Here is a 15,157-nt window from a genome sequence, read left to right as displayed (position 1 = left end):
CGCCGGCAGCGGCCGTCGGGTCGACGGTCGCGACGCCGGGACCCGGCCCGGACGCCTTGGGCAGGATACGTAATCCCCGACGGATGCACTACCGGCCGTCTCGCCGCTCACTACGGTCCGAGATGGTCTTGGCGGGCACCGTCGGACCCCCGCCGCATCGTCGGACCGGCGCCTCCGGCGCGGGCCGGTGTCGCGTACCCGGACGGAAAGTGCCCCGGAACGGGATTGGCGATCACCCGGAGGAGGGAATACCAGCTGGCGAAGGAGGAGCCATGTCGTCCACGCAGGTAGTCGTCATAGTCATCGTCGTCGCCGTGGTCGCCGCGCTTGTCGCGTTCGCCGTGGTCGCGAACCGCCGGCGGGCGCTGCGGCAGCGCTTCGGCCCGGAGTACGACCGGGTCGTCGCCGAGCAGGACAGCCGCGGCGCCGCCGAGCGCGAGCTGCGGGAGCGCGAGCGTCGGCACGCCGAGCTGGAGCTGACCCCGCTCAGCCCGGAGTCCCGGGCCCGCTACGCCGCCGCCTGGGAGGAGATCCAGGTGCGTTTCGTGGACTCGCCGGCCGAAACCGTCGGTGACGCCGACGAGCTGGTCAGTCACCTGATCGCGGAGCGCGGATACCCCACCGGGGACTTTTCCGACCAGATCGCCCATCTCTCCGTCGAGCACGCCCGCACGCTCACCCACTACCGCGACGCCCACGAGATCCGGCAGCGCAACGAACGCGGTGAGGCCGGCACCGAGGACCTCCGCCAGGCGCTGGTGCACTACCGGGCCCTCTTCGCCGACCTGCTCGGCGCGGACCCGGTCGGCCAGCGGTCGCCGGAGCAGCGCCACCCCGACCCCGACCCCGAGCACGACGCCACGAGCCGCTGAGGAGCCGCCGCCATGCGCCACGAAGAGCAGCAGGTCACGCCGGACCACCCGGAAACCGTACGATCCGCGCCGGTGCCGGTCCCGCCGCCGGACGACCGCGCCGACGTCGACCGGTCGGGGGCCGACCGCGCCGGCCGGGCCGAGGTGCCCGAGGACGCGCTGGACGACCGGGGCACGTTCGACGACCCGGCCGTGGACGACGGGCCGGACGCGCGGCCCGACGACACCCGGGCGTACGACGCCGGTGAGCTGCGCGACGCGGCCGACCGGTCGGACGACACCGACGGGACGCGCGACGGCGAGCGGCCCGCCTTCCACGAGCCGGCGCCGCTGCCCACGGCGTTCGGAGCGGCCACGGTGGGCGACGCGGTGGCCGCCTCGGCGCTGGCCGGCGGTCGTCCGGAGGACGAGCGGGACGCGCGTCGCGAGGACACCGCCGTGCCGGGCGACGGCGCGCCGGGTCGCACCGACCCGCTGGACGACGAGCGGGCCGACCCGACCGCCGGGGACCGGCTGCACGACCGGGACCGCTGGGCGGCCGAGCACGCCGACGCGGACCGGGACGACGACACGGTGACCGCCGACGACGCGGACCGGCACGACGCGCCGGTCACCGACCGGGACCGGGACGACGCGGTGGCCGCCGGTGCGGTCGGCTACGGCAGCGCCGAGCCGGGTCTGGTCGACCCGGACGCCGTGCCGGTTGCCGCGGGCGCCGACGGCGGTGGGTCCGGCCGGCACCACGACACCGTCGACCCGGGCACCGCCACCGCGGCGGCGGGTACGGCGACCGGCGGCGCGACGATGGGCGGCGGCGCGGCGGGCGCGACCGTGACCGGCGGCGAGGTGGGCGCGGTGGCAGCCAGCGACGCGGCGGGCGTGACGCCGACCGGCGACGCGGCGGACGCGGCGGTGGCCGGGGCGGGCCGCGCCACGTCCGGCGCCGTGCCGGCCGACGCGGCGACGCTGTTCGCCCCGGAGGCGGCGCAGGGCTTCCGGGACCGCTGGCGCGACGTCCAGCTCCGCTTCGTGGACGACCCGAAGGCCGCGGTCGGCGAGGCGGAGTCGCTCGTCGAGGAGGCGATCGAGGCGCTGTCCACGGCACTGCGGGAGCAGCGCACCCGACTCGGCGCCTGGCAGGAGTCCGGCTCGTCCGACACCGAGCAGCTCCGGGTGGCCGTGCGCGGCTACCGCGACTTCCTGGACCGCGTACTGGGCCGCTGACGCCCCTCACCTGCGACGGAGCCCCGGCCGGTCACCCGGCCGGGGCTCCTGCGCGCGCGGGGGATCGAACAGTAGGCATGAAACTTCGCGATCGGGGTACCTGCCGGCCCAGCACGCACCCACACGAGGGGAGCAACAGGCATGGGCAGCGGCCTACGGTTGAACATGAACGCCCTGGACTACCTGATCCTGGCGCTCTACTTCGTCACGGTGCTGGGGGTCGGCTTCGCCGCCCGTCGCGCCATCAAGACCAGCGTCGACTTCTTCCTCTCCGGGCGGTCGTTGCCCGCCTGGGTCACCGGCCTGGCGTTCGTCTCGGCGAACCTGGGCGCGCTGGAGATCATCGGCATGGCGGCCAACGGCGCCCAGTACGGCATCATGACGGTGCACTACTACTGGATCGGCGCCGTGCCGGCGATGGTCTTCCTCGGCATCGTGATGATGCCGTTCTACTACGGCTCGAAGGTCCGCAGCGTGCCGGAGTATTTGCGGCTGCGCTTCAACCGGCCCACCCACCTGCTCAACGCGATCAGCTTCGCGGTCGCCCAGGTGCTGATCGCCGGCGTCAACCTCTACGCGCTCGCGCTGATCATGCAGGCGCTGCTGGGCTGGCCGCTCTGGGTCGCGATCGTGATCGGCGCGGTGATCGTGCTGGCGTACATCACCGTCGGCGGGCTCTCCGGCGCGATCTACAACGAGGTGCTCCAGTTCTTCGTGATCATCGCCGGCCTGGTGCCGATCACCGTGATCGGCCTGGTCAAGGTCGGCGGCGTGAGCGGCCTGATGGACGCGGTACGGGAGTCCAAGCTCGGCGAGGCAGGTCTGCACGCCTGGCAGGGCACCGGCAGCACCGACAACCCGCTCGGCGCACACTGGCTGGGCATCGTCTTCGGCCTCGGTTTCGTGCTCTCCTTCGGCTACTGGACCACCAACTTCGCCGAGGTGCAGCGCGCCCTGTCGGCGCGGAACATGAGCGCCGCCCGGCGTACCCCGATCATCGGGGCGTACCCGAAGCTGCTCATCCCGCTGGTCACCGTGATCCCCGGCCTGATCGCCCTGATCACGGTCAAGGGGCTGGGCGCCGACCAGGGCGACCTGGTCTACAACAACGCCATCCCGCTGCTCATGCGCGACCTGCTCCCCAACGGTGTGCTCGGCATCGCGGTCACCGGCCTGGTGGCGTCGTTCATGGCCGGCATGGCGGCCAACGTCAGCGGTTTCAACACCGTCTTCACGTACGACATCTGGCAGGCGTACTTCCGGCGGGACCGCCCGGACGAGTACTACGTGAAGGTGGGCCGGATCGCCACCGTGATCGCGGTGGTGGTGGGCATCGGGACGGCGTTCATCGCGGCCGGCTTCAGCAACATCATGAACTACATCCAGGCGCTGTTCTCGGTCTTCAACGCGCCGCTGTTCGGCACGTTCATCATCGGCATGTTCTGGCGGCGGATGAGCGCGCTGGCCGGCTTCTGGTCCCTGCTGTCCGGCACCGTGGTGGCGATCGCCACCTACCTGCTCTACAAGACCGGTGTGATCAGCTTCAACTCGGACCTGGAGGAGAGCTTCTGGGGCGCGGGCCTGGCCTTCGTCACCGTCGCCGTGGTCGCCGCGATCATCACGCCGCTGACCCGACCGAAGACCGACGACGAGCTGACCGGCCTGGTGTACGGGCTCAGCGACACCACGCTCGCCGACGACTCGCTGGCCGGCGACGCGGCCTGGTACCGCTCCCCGGTGCTGCTCGGCGTCGTCGCCGTGGTGCTCGCCGCCCTCTTCTACATCCCGGTCTTCTGAGGAAGGGACCCACGTCATGGCAGACAACGCGGACCGTTACTCCGACGGCGAGGCCCACGACCCGCTGGTCGACGAGACCGAGGACGCGCGGGAGGAGCGCTCCGCCGCGGCCCGGCTCTTCGACATCCGCCGGGTCATCGGTGGGCTGTTCGTCGCGTACGGGCTGATCGTCGGGCTGATGGGGCTCTTCGACTCGTCGGCCGAGATCGACAAGGCACAGGGCCTTCGGATCAACCTGTGGGCCGGCGCGGTGATGCTGGTCTTCGGGCTGCTCATGCTGCTCTGGCAGCGGCTGCGCCCGACCGAGGCCCCCGCGGCGCACTCCGACGACTCCTGAGCCGCGCCGGATCCCCGCCCGGCCCGCCGGCATGCCCGGCGTCGCACCGGGTACGCCGGGCACGGATGGGGACAGGAGGCAGCAGCATGACCGATCGTGACCCCGGTGGCGAGCGACCGTTGGAGGAGACCCCCGAGGTGGCCGCCGCGGTGGACGACGAGAGCACGGTGCCGCGGCTGCGCAGCGGCGGCACCGACCCGGACAACCCCACGTTCGCCGAGCCCGACGGCGCGGTGGCCGACACCGGCTCACCGGACATCCTCGGTGACCCGTACGCGGCCGGGACCGGCGCGACCGGCACCGGCACCGGCGCGGGCGGGGACAACATCCGTACCGGCGCCGAGCAGCCGTGGGAGCCGGAGGACCTGGTCCGGGCGCGCGGCCAGGACATGACCCCGGAAAACGTCGAGCGGGCCCGCCGTGACCTGGCCGAGCTGGGCCGGGCGGCGATCGAGAAGACGGTGCCCTGACCCGGGAACGGCCGGGGGCCCCTGGTCGACGTGGGCGTCGACCAGGGGCCCGGGGAAACCCGCGCGGCGGTGCCTCACTCCCGCCGCGGCGGGTGGTCCGGCCGCGGGGCTCTACAGCGCCGGGTAGGCGTTCTGCATGAGCTGCGCGAACTGGGCCGCGAACCAGGCGCCGGAGATCGGCGCGTCCGGCAGGGCACCGGACATGCTGTTGCCGTTGCGGGCGTTGCCGGTGTACGTCGGGTCGCACATCCGGTCGAAGCCCTTGCCCTCGTTGTTCGGGATCTCCTTGCTGGAGCCGTCCGACTCACCCGGGGGCTTCACCCAGACGTAGGCGTCGATGCCCGGCTCCGGGTTGGCCTTCGGCCGCTCGCCGAGGCCCGCACCGGCCTGGTTGCACCAGTTGCCGGCGTGGATGCGGCGGTCGACCCGACCACCGTTGACGTAGGCGTCGACGCTGGTCAGCGGGCCAGGACCGGTCGGCCGAGCCGAGCCGCCCCAACCGTTGCGGGAGGTGTCGATCAGCATGCCGATGTTGCTGTCGAAGCCGATCGAGACCAGCTTCTGCCGGAACGCCTGGGCGAACGAGAGCTCGTCGACGTAGAAGTTCCAGTCGATCCACTTGGCCTGCCGCACGGTCTGGCCGTTCACCGAGTCGGTGATCTTGATGTACGGCTCCTTGAGCGCGGAGTAGTTCGCCGTGTTGACGATGAACCCCTGCACGTTCTTCACGGTGCTGCCGGACGCCACCGCGGCGGCCTTGAGCTGGTCGGCGGTCGGGCCGAAGTTGCTGTCCCAGCCGATCCAGCCGTGGTGCGCGGCGTCGATGTAGTTGTAGACGTTGCCGATCGCACCGAGCTTCGCCAGCGCGTAGCCGACGCCGTTGACGTAGGCGCCGTTGGCCTTGACCGTGTCGCACATCGCGGTGCCGCCCGGCTGGCCCGAGGTGTTGGTCACCAGGTTGGGCAGCGAGTCGATCTCGATGATGTTGACGATGCGCAGGTTCTTGTACTTCGCGTCGGCCTGGATCGCGGCGATCGGGTCGATGTACTCGGTCTTGTAGCGGGGCAGGTCGTCCGGACCCAGCTCACCGTTCGACGCGAGCGCGGCGCAGTCCCGGCCGGGCAGGTTGTAGATGACGAACTGGATGTAGCCGGCGCCCTGGGCGAGCGCGGCGTCCAGGTGCTGACGGACCCCCATCGCGCCGTTGGAGCTGCTGTCCGGCGTGCCGTTGATGGCGGCGATCCGGTCGATCCAGACCGCGGTCGGGTTGTTCGACACCCGGTTGCCACCGGCCACCGACTCGGCCTTGGCCTTCCACTCCGGGTTCACGTACCCCTTGACCCCGGCGTACGGGTTGTCCACCTTCTGCCCCGGCGGGGTGGTGGTGGGCGGCGTGGTGGTGGGGGGCGTGCTCGTCGGCGGCGTGCTCGTCGGCGGCGTGCTGGTGGGGGGCGTGCTGGTGGGCGGCGTGCCGCCGTTGCAGACCGTGCCGTTGAGCGTGAACTGCGTCGGCTTCGGGTTGCTGCCGCTCCAGGCGCCGTTGAACCCGAGGCTGGTGCTGGCGCCGGTGCCCAGCGAACCGTTGTAGGACTCGTTCTGGGCGGTGACGTTCTGGCCGCTCTGGGTCCACTTCGCCGACCAGCCCTGCTGTACGCGCTGGCTGCTGTTCGGGAACGTGAAACCGAGGGTCCACGAACTGACCGGGTCACCGAGGTTCTTGATGACCACGTTCGCGGTGAAGCCACCGGCCCAGTCGTTGGTGGTGTAGTCCACGCTGCACTGCGTCGCGGCCTGCGCCGCGGTGACCGGAAGGGTCACCAGCCCGCCGGCCACGAGGACGCCGGCGCCGGTGAGCGCGAGCGTCCGGCTCCGGCCGGACAGCCTTCTCCACAGATTCATACCACTGATCTCCTTGGGCGAGACCGGATCCGCGAACGGCCCGGCGGAATGGCGGCGGTGGTCGCCCTGCGGGAACGACCGTGCGCGCCACGGGTTACTTCGGGGACGCCCGACCCGGACGGGCGTGAGGGTGGTGGTGGTGCCGACCGGTCCGCAGGACCGGCCGAAGGAGCCGGACGTCGTCCGGTGAGACCGGTTGCCCTCGACGTCTGAGCTCGCGGTGTGGCTCCCCGAACCGCGTGCAGCGATTCTTGCATGGGAGCGCTTCCATGGCAATGGCTCGATACGCCGGCCTCGACCCTACCCCTCACCCCCCGCCCCCCACCCCGCTCACCAATCCCCACCACCACCCCACCCCGTCGATCATGAGGTTGGCAGAAGGTGGCAGCGCTCCCCCGCCCGCCAACTCCATGATCACCGAGAACGGCCGGGTGGGGACCCAGTCCCATGGTCGTCGTCCGATGATCAAGGGGTTGGGGTGGGAGTCGATCTCCGGCGCAGACGCCAACTCCTTGATCACCCGGCGCGGGAGCCCCGGGGGTGGGAGGAGGTCGGGCGGGGGGCGGGGGGTGGGGGGTGGGAGGGGCGGGGCATCGGGCGGGGGGCGCAGATGTCGCAGAGGGTGCGGGGGCGGGCGGGGATGCGCTAATGCCGCATCATCGGCAAACTCCTAAAAACGAATCTTTCCCTGAATAAGACGCGAAAAGGTCTAACGTCGGCTGTAGCTCGACTGACGTCGGGCTCAGGACGAACAGGGATGGAGTGACGCTGGTATGGCTGACAAGATGCTCGGGAAGATCGTCGCGGGTGCCGCTCTCGGCGGTGCGGGCCTTCTCGTGTTCACCCCGGGAATGGCCTACGCAGGCGGGCACGACGACGAGGGCAAGGTGATCGCCAAGCCGCACGTGGTCAAGGCCGGCGACAGGGTGGAACTGCTGGAGATCTGCTCGGAGCCCCAGGAGCACGCCTACGTCTGGTCGAAGGTGACCGGCAAGGTCGACCTCCACCCGGCCCGTGACGGGGAGCACGGCGACTGGGCCGACCAGGGCGGCGACTGGGCCGACCGGGGCGGCGACTGGGCCGGGGACGCGGACCAGGGCCCGGACGGCAAGGACGGGCACGGGGAAGACCACGGCAAGGCCCCGGAGGGCAAGGACGAGCAGGGCAAGGGGCCTGAGAACAAGGGCCCCGAGGGCAAGGGTCCCGAAGGCAAGGGTCCCGAAGGCAAGGGTCCCGAAGGCAAGGGCCCCGAAGGCAAGGGCCCCGAAGGCAAGGGTCCCGAAGGCAAGGGCCCCGAAGGCAAGGACGAGAAGGGCCAGGACGGGCACGGTCCCGGCGAGGCGGGGATGCCGGAGCCGCCGGCCGACGCGCCGAAGCCGGGCGGTGCGGGTGCCGGCATGGCCGCCGACGCCGGGGATGCGGGGCCGCAGGGCCACGAGGAGTACGGCCAGGACGCCGAGCCGGGCTGGGCGGCCACCGACTGGACCCAGGACGAGCACGGCAAGGACGGCAAGGACGGACACGGCAAGGACGGCAAGGACGAGCACGGCGCCCCGCCGGAGGCCAACAAGGACGAACACGGCAAGGACGCCAAGGACGAATACGGCAAGGACGCCAAAGACGAATACGGCAAGGACGGCAAGGACGAGCACGGCAAGGACGCCAAGGACGAATACGGCAAGGACGGCAAGGACGAGCACGGCAAGGACGCCAAAGACGAATACGGCAAGGACGGCAAGGACGAGCACGGCAAGGACGCCAAAGACGAGCACGGCAAGGACGCCAAAGACGAGCACCACGGCGACTGGCAGGAGGACTGGCAGGACGACGAGGGCTACGGCCGGGGCGGGGACGAGGCCGGCTGGGAGCACGGGAAGGACTTCGTCTACTACGGCGAGGCCCGCGTCTCCGAGGACGTCCACCCCGGCCGGTACGAGCTGAACGGCTCCTGCGGCGAGGGCGAGCTGGTGGTCCTGCCGCGGGGCGGGGTCGACGGCGGTGACGGCGGCATGGCCACCACCGGCCTGGACCGTAATCTCGCCACCGGAGGTGCCGGCATGATCGGCGCCGCCGCGCTCGGCGGGCTGGTGCTGCTGCGTCGGCGGCGGGCCGGTGGCCTGGTCTGACCGGACGACGACCCGGGCCGGCGGCCGTCACGGGAAACCGTGGCGCGCCGCCGGCGCGGCCGTCGTCGTCCTCCTCGCCATGGTGGGCTCGGGCCTGATCGGCGCGTCCGTCCGCACCGTCCCGCCACCCACCCCGCCGCAGCCGATCGCGCAGGCCGGACCGGCCGGCACGACTGATGCCGCCGACCCGGCGGCCGGACCGGACGCGGACGTCGAGGCCGCCACGCCGTGGGACGACGTCGACTCCGCGCCGCCCGGCACCGCCCCGACCGGCCCGCCGGGAACCATGCCGGCAGCGCCACCCGGGGGCACGCCGGCGGCACCGAGCGGGGGCGCGCCGTCCGGAGCCGCGTCGGCGACACCGCCCGGTTCCCGCCCGGGAGCCGCTCCGGGCGTACCGTCCGGGACCGTGCCGGGCGTACCGTCCGGGACCGTGCCGGGCGTACCGTCCGGGACCGTGCCCGGCGTACCGTCCGGGACCGTGCCGGCGGCGCCCGGAGCCGCGCCGACCGGGCCCACGGGTGCCCCGGCCGCGCTGCCCCGCTCGGCGCCCACCACCATCGTGATTCCCCGGATCGGGGTCCGTGCCGAGGTCATGACGCTCGGCACCAACCCGGACGGCACGGTCGAGGTGCCCCCGCTGGACCAGGCGATGAAGGCGGGTTGGTACTCCCCCGGCGCCAGCCCCGGCGAGGCCGGCAACGCCGTGGTCGTCGGGCACGTCGACTCCGCCAAGCTCGGCCCGGCGGTCTTCTTCAACCTGGGCGCGCTGGTGCCGGGCGACACCATCGCCGTGTCCCGGCAGGACGGCTCGACCGTCACGTTCACCGTGGAGGAGGTCCGCTCGTACCCGAAGACCGCCTTCCCGGCGGAACAGGTCTACGGGCCGTCCGCCGTGCCGGGTCTGCGCGTGGTCACCTGCGGCGGGGTGTTCGACCGGACCGCCGGCAGCTACCTGAACAACATCGTGGTCTACGCGCGGATGATCCGCTGACCCACCTCATGCACGGAAAGAGTGCCCATCCGAGGCGCGATGGGCACTCTTTCCGTGAATCAGCCAGATGGCAGGGGCAGAGGCAGGTGGAGCGTCAGGCCGCCGACGACGTCCGGACCAGGGTACGGATCTGGCGCAGCAGGACCGACAGCGCGGACAGGTCGGCGCGGGACTCGTCGAACTCCCCCATCGCCCGGTGCGCCCGGTGGATCGAGGTCGCGTTCGCCTGCTCCCACTCCTGCACCCGCTCCACCGGCGGCTGGCTGTCCGAGGTGGAGCTGAGCACCTCCGCGGTGAGCGCGGCCAGCGCGGCGTACAGGTCGTAGCGCAGCGCCATCCGGGCCAGCGTCTGCCAGCGGTCCTCCCGCGGCAGCAGGGAGATCTTCGACAGCAGCGCGTCGACCCGGAACCGGTCGGAGAGCACGAAGTAGACCGAGGCCACCTCGCTCACCTCCCGCCCGGTCGTCTTCGCCGTCTCGACGATGTCGAGCAGGCCGAAGCTGTACATCAGGCGGGTCGCCTGGATGGCCAGCTCACGCGGCAGCCCCTTGCCGACGAGCGCCTCGATGTGCGCCGCGATCGCCTCCCGCTCGGTGCCCCAGAACAGGTGTTCCAGGTCCGGCATCAGGCGGGCCACGCCGTCCCGCAGCCGGGCGATCTCCGCCGGCACGTCGATCGGCGAGCGCCGGTTGGTGACCAGCCACCGCACCGCGCGGTCGAGCAGCCGTCGGGTGTCCAGGTAGACGGCGGTCTGCAACTCGGGCGAGACCTTGTTGTCCAGCGCCTCCACCGCGTTCCACAGGTCGCCCAGCTCGAACACCTCACGGACCACCACGTACGCCCGCAGCACGTCCGCCGCCGAGGCGGCCGTCTCCTCGACCACCCGGAACACGAACGAGATGCCGCCCCGATTGATCGCCTCGTTGACCAGCACCGTGGTGACGATGTCCCGACGCAGCCGGTGCCGGCCCATCCGGTCGGCGAAGCGCTGCCGCAGCGGGGTCGGGAAGTAGTTGACCAGGACGTCGGTCGTCCACTCCTCGTCCGCCAGGCCCTCGCTGACGATCTCCCGCTCGAGCACGATCTTCACGTACGCGAGCAGCACCGCGAACTCCGGCGGGGTCAGCCCGGTCTCGACGCGGACCGCCAGCTCCTCGTCCGACGGCAGCGCCTCCAGTGCCCGGTCCAGCGCGCCGGACCGCTCCAGCTCGCTGATCATCCGACGGTGCACCGGGAGCAGCGAGGCGGCCTGGGCCTGGGCGTTGTTCAGCGCCCGCGCCTGGTCGTAGTTGTCCCGCAGCACCAGCTCGGCGACCTCGTCGGTCATCTGGGCCAGCAGCTCGTCGCGCTCCGGCCGGTCCAGCTCCCCGTCGGCGACCGCGGTGTTCAGCAGGATCTTGATGTTCACCTCGTGGTCGGAGCAGTCCACCCCGGCCGCGTTGTCGATGAAGTCGGTGTAGATCCGGCCGCCGCCGGCGGCGTACTCGATCCGGCCCTGCTGGGTGAAGCCCAGGTTGCCGCCCTCGCCGACCACCCGGCAGCGCAGGCTCTTGCCGTCCACCCGGATGGCGTCGTTGGACTTGTCCCCGACCTCGGCGTTGGTCTGCGTCGACGCCTTCACGTAGGTGCCGATGCCGCCGTTCCAGAACAGGTCCACCGGCGCGGTGACGATCGCCTTCATCAGCTCCTGCGGGCTGAGCTGCGTGACGTCGTCGTCGAGGCCGAGCACCGCCCGGACCTGCGGCGTGATCGGCACCGACTTCGCGGTACGCGGGAAGATGCCGCCGCCTTCCGAGATCAGCTCCGGGTCGTAGTCCTCCCAGGACGACCGGGGCAGGTCGAACAGCCGCTTGCGCTCGGCGAACGAGGTGGCCGCGTCCGGGTCCGGGTCCAGGAAGATGTGCCGGTGGTCGAACGCGGCCAACAGCCGGATGTGCTCGGAGAGCAGCATCCCGTTGCCGAACACGTCGCCGGACATGTCGCCGACGCCGACCACGGTGAAGTCCTGGGTCTGGGTGTCGTGCCCCAGCTCCCGGAAGTGCCGCTTCACCGACTCCCAGGCGCCCCGGGCGGTGATGCCCATCTTCTTGTGGTCGTAGCCGGCCGAGCCGCCGGAGGCGAACGCGTCGCCCAACCAGAAGTGGTGCGCGGTGGAGATCTCGTTGGCGATGTCGGAGAACGTCGCGGTGCCCTTGTCCGCCGCGACCACCAGGTACGGGTCGTCGGCGTCGTGCCGGACCACGTCCTCGGGCGGCACGATCTCGCCGCTGACGATGTTGTCCGTGACGTCGAGCAACGCGGAGATGAACTCCTTGTAGCAGACCACCGCCTCGTCCCGGTCGCCCGGCTTCTGCTTGAGCACGAAGCCGCCCTTGGCACCGACCGGCACGATCACCGCGTTCTTCACCATCTGCGCCTTGACCAGGCCCAGCACCTCGGTGCGGAAGTCCTCACGCCGGTCCGACCAGCGCAGGCCGCCCCGGGCCACCGGCCCGAACCGCAGGTGCACGCCCTCGAACCGGGGCGAGTAGACGAAGATCTCGAACTTCGGCCGCGGCGCCGGCAGGTCCGGGATGGCCTGCGGGTCCAGCTTGAACGCCACGTACGGCTTGGGCCGCCCACCCACCGGCTTCTGGTAGAAGCTGGTCCGCAGCGTGGCCTGGATCAACGTCAGGTAGGCGCGCAGGATGCGGTCCTGGTCGAGGCTGGACACCTCGTCGAGCGCCTCGCCGATCGCGTCGACCAGTTCGGCGCTGCGCTGCCGCCGCTCGTCCATGGTGATCCCGCCGGGCGCGAACCGGATCTCGAAGAGCTGCACCAGCAGCCCGGCGATGCTCGGGTACGCGATGAACGTCTGCTCCATGTACTCCTGGGAGAACACGGTGCCGGCCTGCCGCAGGTACTTCGCGTACGCGCGCAGCACCACCACCTGCCGCCAGGTGAGCCCGGTGCGCAGCACCAGCTCGTTGAAGCCGTCCACCTCGGCCTCGCCCCGCCAGGCGGCGGCGAACGCGTTCTCCACGTGCGGGCGCACCTCGGACAGGTCCTGGTGCCGTTCCGGCAGCTCCAGACCGAAGTCGTAGAGCCAGATCCGGCCGTCGACGCGCTCCACCTCGTACGGGTGCTCGTCGACCACCTTCACGCCGAGCGAGTGCAGCACCGGCAGCACGGCGGAGAGCATCATCGGCTCGCCGTACCGGTAGACCTTGAACCGCACGTCCAGGGACTCGTCGCCGTCGGCGGCCCGGCCCGAGTAGGCCCGCGGCGCCACCTGCTTGCGGAACAGGTGCATCTCGAGCTGGCCGGACTCCTCCAGCAGCTCCAGCTTGGCGAGGTCCTTCATCGCCTCGTACGGCGTGTGCCCGTCCTTGTAGCCCTCCGGGAACGCGTCGGCGTAGCGGCTGAACAGGTGCTTGGCCTGCTCGTCGCCGAGCTTGCGCTCCAGCACCAGCCGGTAGTCGTCGTCCCAGAGCCGGGTGGCGTCGGCCAGCTCCTCGGCGAGCAGGTCGGCGTCGATCTCGCCGGGCGGGTTGTTCGGGTCGGTGCGCACGATGAAGTGCACCCGGGCCAGCATCGACTCGGTGACCCTCGTGGTGTAGTCGACGCCGACGCCGTTCAGCTCGCGCAGCAGGATGTCCTGCATGCGCAGCCGGTTCTGCGTGGTGAACCGGTCCCGGGGCAGGTAGATCAGGCAGGAGATGAACCGCCCGTACGCGTCCCGGCGCAGGAAGACCCGGAGCTGCCGGCGGCCGGCCATCCGCAGCACGCCGATCACCGCGTGGTAGAGGTCGTCGGTCTTGATCTGGAACAGCTCGTCGCGCGGGTAGGTCTCCAGGATCTGGAGCAGGTCCTTGCCGGAGTGGCTGCGCAGGCTCAGGCCGGAGCGGTCCAGCACCTCGGCGACCTTGCGGCGGACCACCGGCAGTTCCTGCACGCTGGTCCGGTACGCGGCGGTGGAGAACAGGCCCAGGAAGCGTCGCTCCCCGACCACCTCCCCGGCGTCGTTGAAGATCTTGAAGCCGATGTAGTCGAGGTAGGCCGAGCGGTGCACGGTGGCCCGGGAGTTGGCCTTGGTGATGATGAGCAGGCGCTTCTCCAGCACCCGCTCGTACGCCTCCGGGGTCATCGAGTTCAGCGCCCGGGCCTCCGGCGAGTCGGACCGCAGGATGCCCAGCCCGGTGCCGAGCACCGCCTCCAGGGCCTGCCCGCCGTCCGCGCCGTCCGCGTCGACCAGGCGGTACTCCCGGTAGCCGAGGAACGTGAAGTGGTCGTGCGCGAGCCAGCGCAGCAACTCCACCGAGTCCGTGATGTCCTTTTCCGGCACCGGCGGGCGGTTGTCCGACGTGCGCGCGGCGGCCAACTCGTCGGCGAGCGCCATCGCCCGCTGCCGCATCTTGGGCCAGTCCTCGACGGCCTCCCGCACGTCGGTGAGCACGCGTTGCAGCTCGCGGCGCACCGCCTCCCGCTCGGCCGGGTCGCGGACCGGGTCGATCTCGATCCGCATCCAGCTCTCGACCAGGTCACCGGCGATCGCGTCGTCCGGCTCCACGTCCGCGGAGACCTCGGTGAGCCGGCCCAGCGGCTCCCGCCGGACCACTACCAACGGGTGCACCAGCAGGTGCACGTCGAGGTGGCGGGAGTTCAGCAGCGCGGTGACCGAGTCGACCAGGAACGGCATGTCGTCGGTGACGATCTCGACGACGGTGTGGTGCTGCTCGGCGTCCGGTTCGTGGATGCGCAGCTTCAGCTCGCCGGGCACCCGCTGCTGGGCCAGGTCCCGGTGGGCCCGGGCCGCCTCCAGCATCTCCTCGGCGGTGAAGCCGATCAGCTCCTCGTCCGGCGCGAACCGCCAGAAGCGGTCCACCAGCGTGGCCGCGTCGTGGTCGTCGCCGGCCAGCGCGACCGCCTGGGCGACCAGCCGCTCCGCGTTGGGCACCGGTTCGTCCAGCTCGGCGTCCTCCACGTCGTCGGCCAGGGCCTGCGCGGGCAGCCCCAGGTCGTAGAGGGTGTCGATGCTGGAACCGGTCAGGCCGGTCACTCCTGTGTCGAGACGGCCGAAACCGTCCCCGTCGGTCGCCGAATCGAAGCTGTCATCGTCCCGGCTGGTGTCAGCCTGGAGATCGGGTCCCGGTTTGATCGCCGGACGCCGGTCCATCGGTGCCACTCCCCTCGACCCACCGCGTTGTGGGTCACTCTGCCGCCCAGCCTAGGCCCTGCCGTTGTGCACCTCGGTCGGCGGACCACTGGCCGGACGTCCGGATCGGGACTGTGCCCTTTCACCTGTTGCGGGTCCGTGGTCGGCCGGTCGCGGATTACCCGGCTGGCGATGTTCATCACACTGCCACATGCCACTTCTGAACCCGCCGCAGGCGGTGGCGGGGCGGTGGGGAGCCGCGTGGCGTACTAGCGTGCAGGTCAGTTTCGCACCGGAGGGACCG

9 protein-coding genes are annotated in these 15,157 nt (G+C 71.5%); 7 read left to right on the top strand and 2 right to left on the bottom strand.

Going from position 1 to position 15,157, the window contains the following annotated elements:
* Positions 1-272 precede the first annotated feature (272 nt).
* The 5 genes from VKK44_RS03760 to VKK44_RS03740 all read left to right on the top strand — a co-directional run bounded on the left by VKK44_RS03760 (position 273) and on the right by VKK44_RS03740 (position 4,700).
* Entirely contained in the window at positions 273-872 is a 600-nt protein-coding gene (locus tag VKK44_RS03760) for a hypothetical protein (protein WP_343445444.1), read from the top strand.
* Positions 873-884: 12 nt separating this feature from the next.
* The gene (locus tag VKK44_RS03755; RefSeq protein ID WP_343445443.1) at positions 885-2,096 is read left to right on the top strand and encodes a hypothetical protein; all 1,212 of its coding nucleotides are present in this window, start codon (positions 885-887) and stop codon (positions 2,094-2,096) included.
* Between the two features lie 141 nt (positions 2,097-2,237).
* Complete coding sequence (locus VKK44_RS03750; protein WP_343445442.1) at positions 2,238-3,893, top strand: sodium:solute symporter family protein; 1,656 nt, start codon at positions 2,238-2,240, stop codon at positions 3,891-3,893.
* 16 nt (positions 3,894-3,909) lie between these two features.
* Positions 3,910-4,230 carry a hypothetical protein gene (locus VKK44_RS03745; protein WP_343445441.1) on the top strand — a complete coding sequence of 107 codons (321 nt, stop codon included), beginning with the start codon at positions 3,910-3,912 and terminating at the stop codon, positions 4,228-4,230.
* Positions 4,231-4,316: 86 nt separating this feature from the next.
* The gene (locus VKK44_RS03740; RefSeq protein ID WP_343445440.1) at positions 4,317-4,700 is read left to right on the top strand and encodes a hypothetical protein; all 384 of its coding nucleotides are present in this window, start codon (positions 4,317-4,319) and stop codon (positions 4,698-4,700) included.
* Positions 4,701-4,811: 111 nt separating this feature from the next.
* On the opposite strand, the gene VKK44_RS03735 is transcribed toward VKK44_RS03740, so the two are convergent.
* On the bottom strand, positions 4,812-6,599 hold the full coding sequence (locus VKK44_RS03735; RefSeq protein ID WP_343445439.1) for a glycoside hydrolase family 6 protein: 1,788 nt from the start codon (positions 6,597-6,599) through the stop codon (positions 4,812-4,814).
* 773 nt (positions 6,600-7,372) lie between these two features.
* On the opposite strand from VKK44_RS03735, the gene VKK44_RS03730 reads away from it, so the two are divergent.
* Both VKK44_RS03730 and VKK44_RS03720 read left to right on the top strand, forming a co-directional pair.
* Entirely contained in the window at positions 7,373-8,725 is a 1,353-nt protein-coding gene (locus VKK44_RS03730) for a putative sodium/potassium/calcium exchanger (protein ID WP_343445438.1), read from the top strand.
* A gap of 286 nt (positions 8,726-9,011) precedes the next feature.
* Positions 9,012-9,719, top strand: coding sequence for a class F sortase (locus VKK44_RS03720; RefSeq protein ID WP_343447647.1), 708 nt, complete (start codon positions 9,012-9,014; stop codon positions 9,717-9,719).
* A gap of 94 nt (positions 9,720-9,813) precedes the next feature.
* Here VKK44_RS03720 and VKK44_RS03715 read toward each other — a convergent pair whose 3' ends face one another.
* A complete protein-coding gene (locus tag VKK44_RS03715; protein WP_343445437.1) occupies positions 9,814-14,874 on the bottom strand; it encodes an NAD-glutamate dehydrogenase in 5,061 nt (1,686 codons plus the stop codon).
* Between the last annotated feature and the right edge of the window lie 283 nt (positions 14,875-15,157).

This window comes from Micromonospora sp. DSM 45708 (genome assembly GCF_039566955.1).
Classification (GTDB): domain Bacteria; phylum Actinomycetota; class Actinomycetes; order Mycobacteriales; family Micromonosporaceae; genus Micromonospora.
The sequence above is the reverse complement of the archived record's forward strand: the minus strand, read 5'-3'. Positions and strand labels throughout refer to the sequence as shown.

Bases quoted from the DNA above. Each gene is read 5' to 3' on its own strand.
- VKK44_RS03760 (WP_343445444.1), top strand. From the start codon at position 273: ATGTCGTCCACGCAGGTAGTCGTCATAGTCATCGTCGTCGCCGTGGTC.
- VKK44_RS03755 (WP_343445443.1), top strand. From the start codon at position 885: ATGCGCCACGAAGAGCAGCAGGTCACGCCGGACCACCCGGAAACCGTA.
- VKK44_RS03750 (WP_343445442.1), top strand. From the start codon at position 2,238: ATGGGCAGCGGCCTACGGTTGAACATGAACGCCCTGGACTACCTGATC.
- VKK44_RS03745 (WP_343445441.1), top strand. From the start codon at position 3,910: ATGGCAGACAACGCGGACCGTTACTCCGACGGCGAGGCCCACGACCCG.
- VKK44_RS03740 (WP_343445440.1), top strand. From the start codon at position 4,317: ATGACCGATCGTGACCCCGGTGGCGAGCGACCGTTGGAGGAGACCCCC.
- VKK44_RS03735 (WP_343445439.1), bottom strand. From the start codon at position 6,599: ATGAATCTGTGGAGAAGGCTGTCCGGCCGGAGCCGGACGCTCGCGCTC.
- VKK44_RS03730 (WP_343445438.1), top strand. From the start codon at position 7,373: ATGGCTGACAAGATGCTCGGGAAGATCGTCGCGGGTGCCGCTCTCGGC.
- VKK44_RS03720 (WP_343447647.1), top strand. From the start codon at position 9,012: ATGCCGGCAGCGCCACCCGGGGGCACGCCGGCGGCACCGAGCGGGGGC.
- VKK44_RS03715 (WP_343445437.1), bottom strand. From the start codon at position 14,874: ATGGACCGGCGTCCGGCGATCAAACCGGGACCCGATCTCCAGGCTGAC.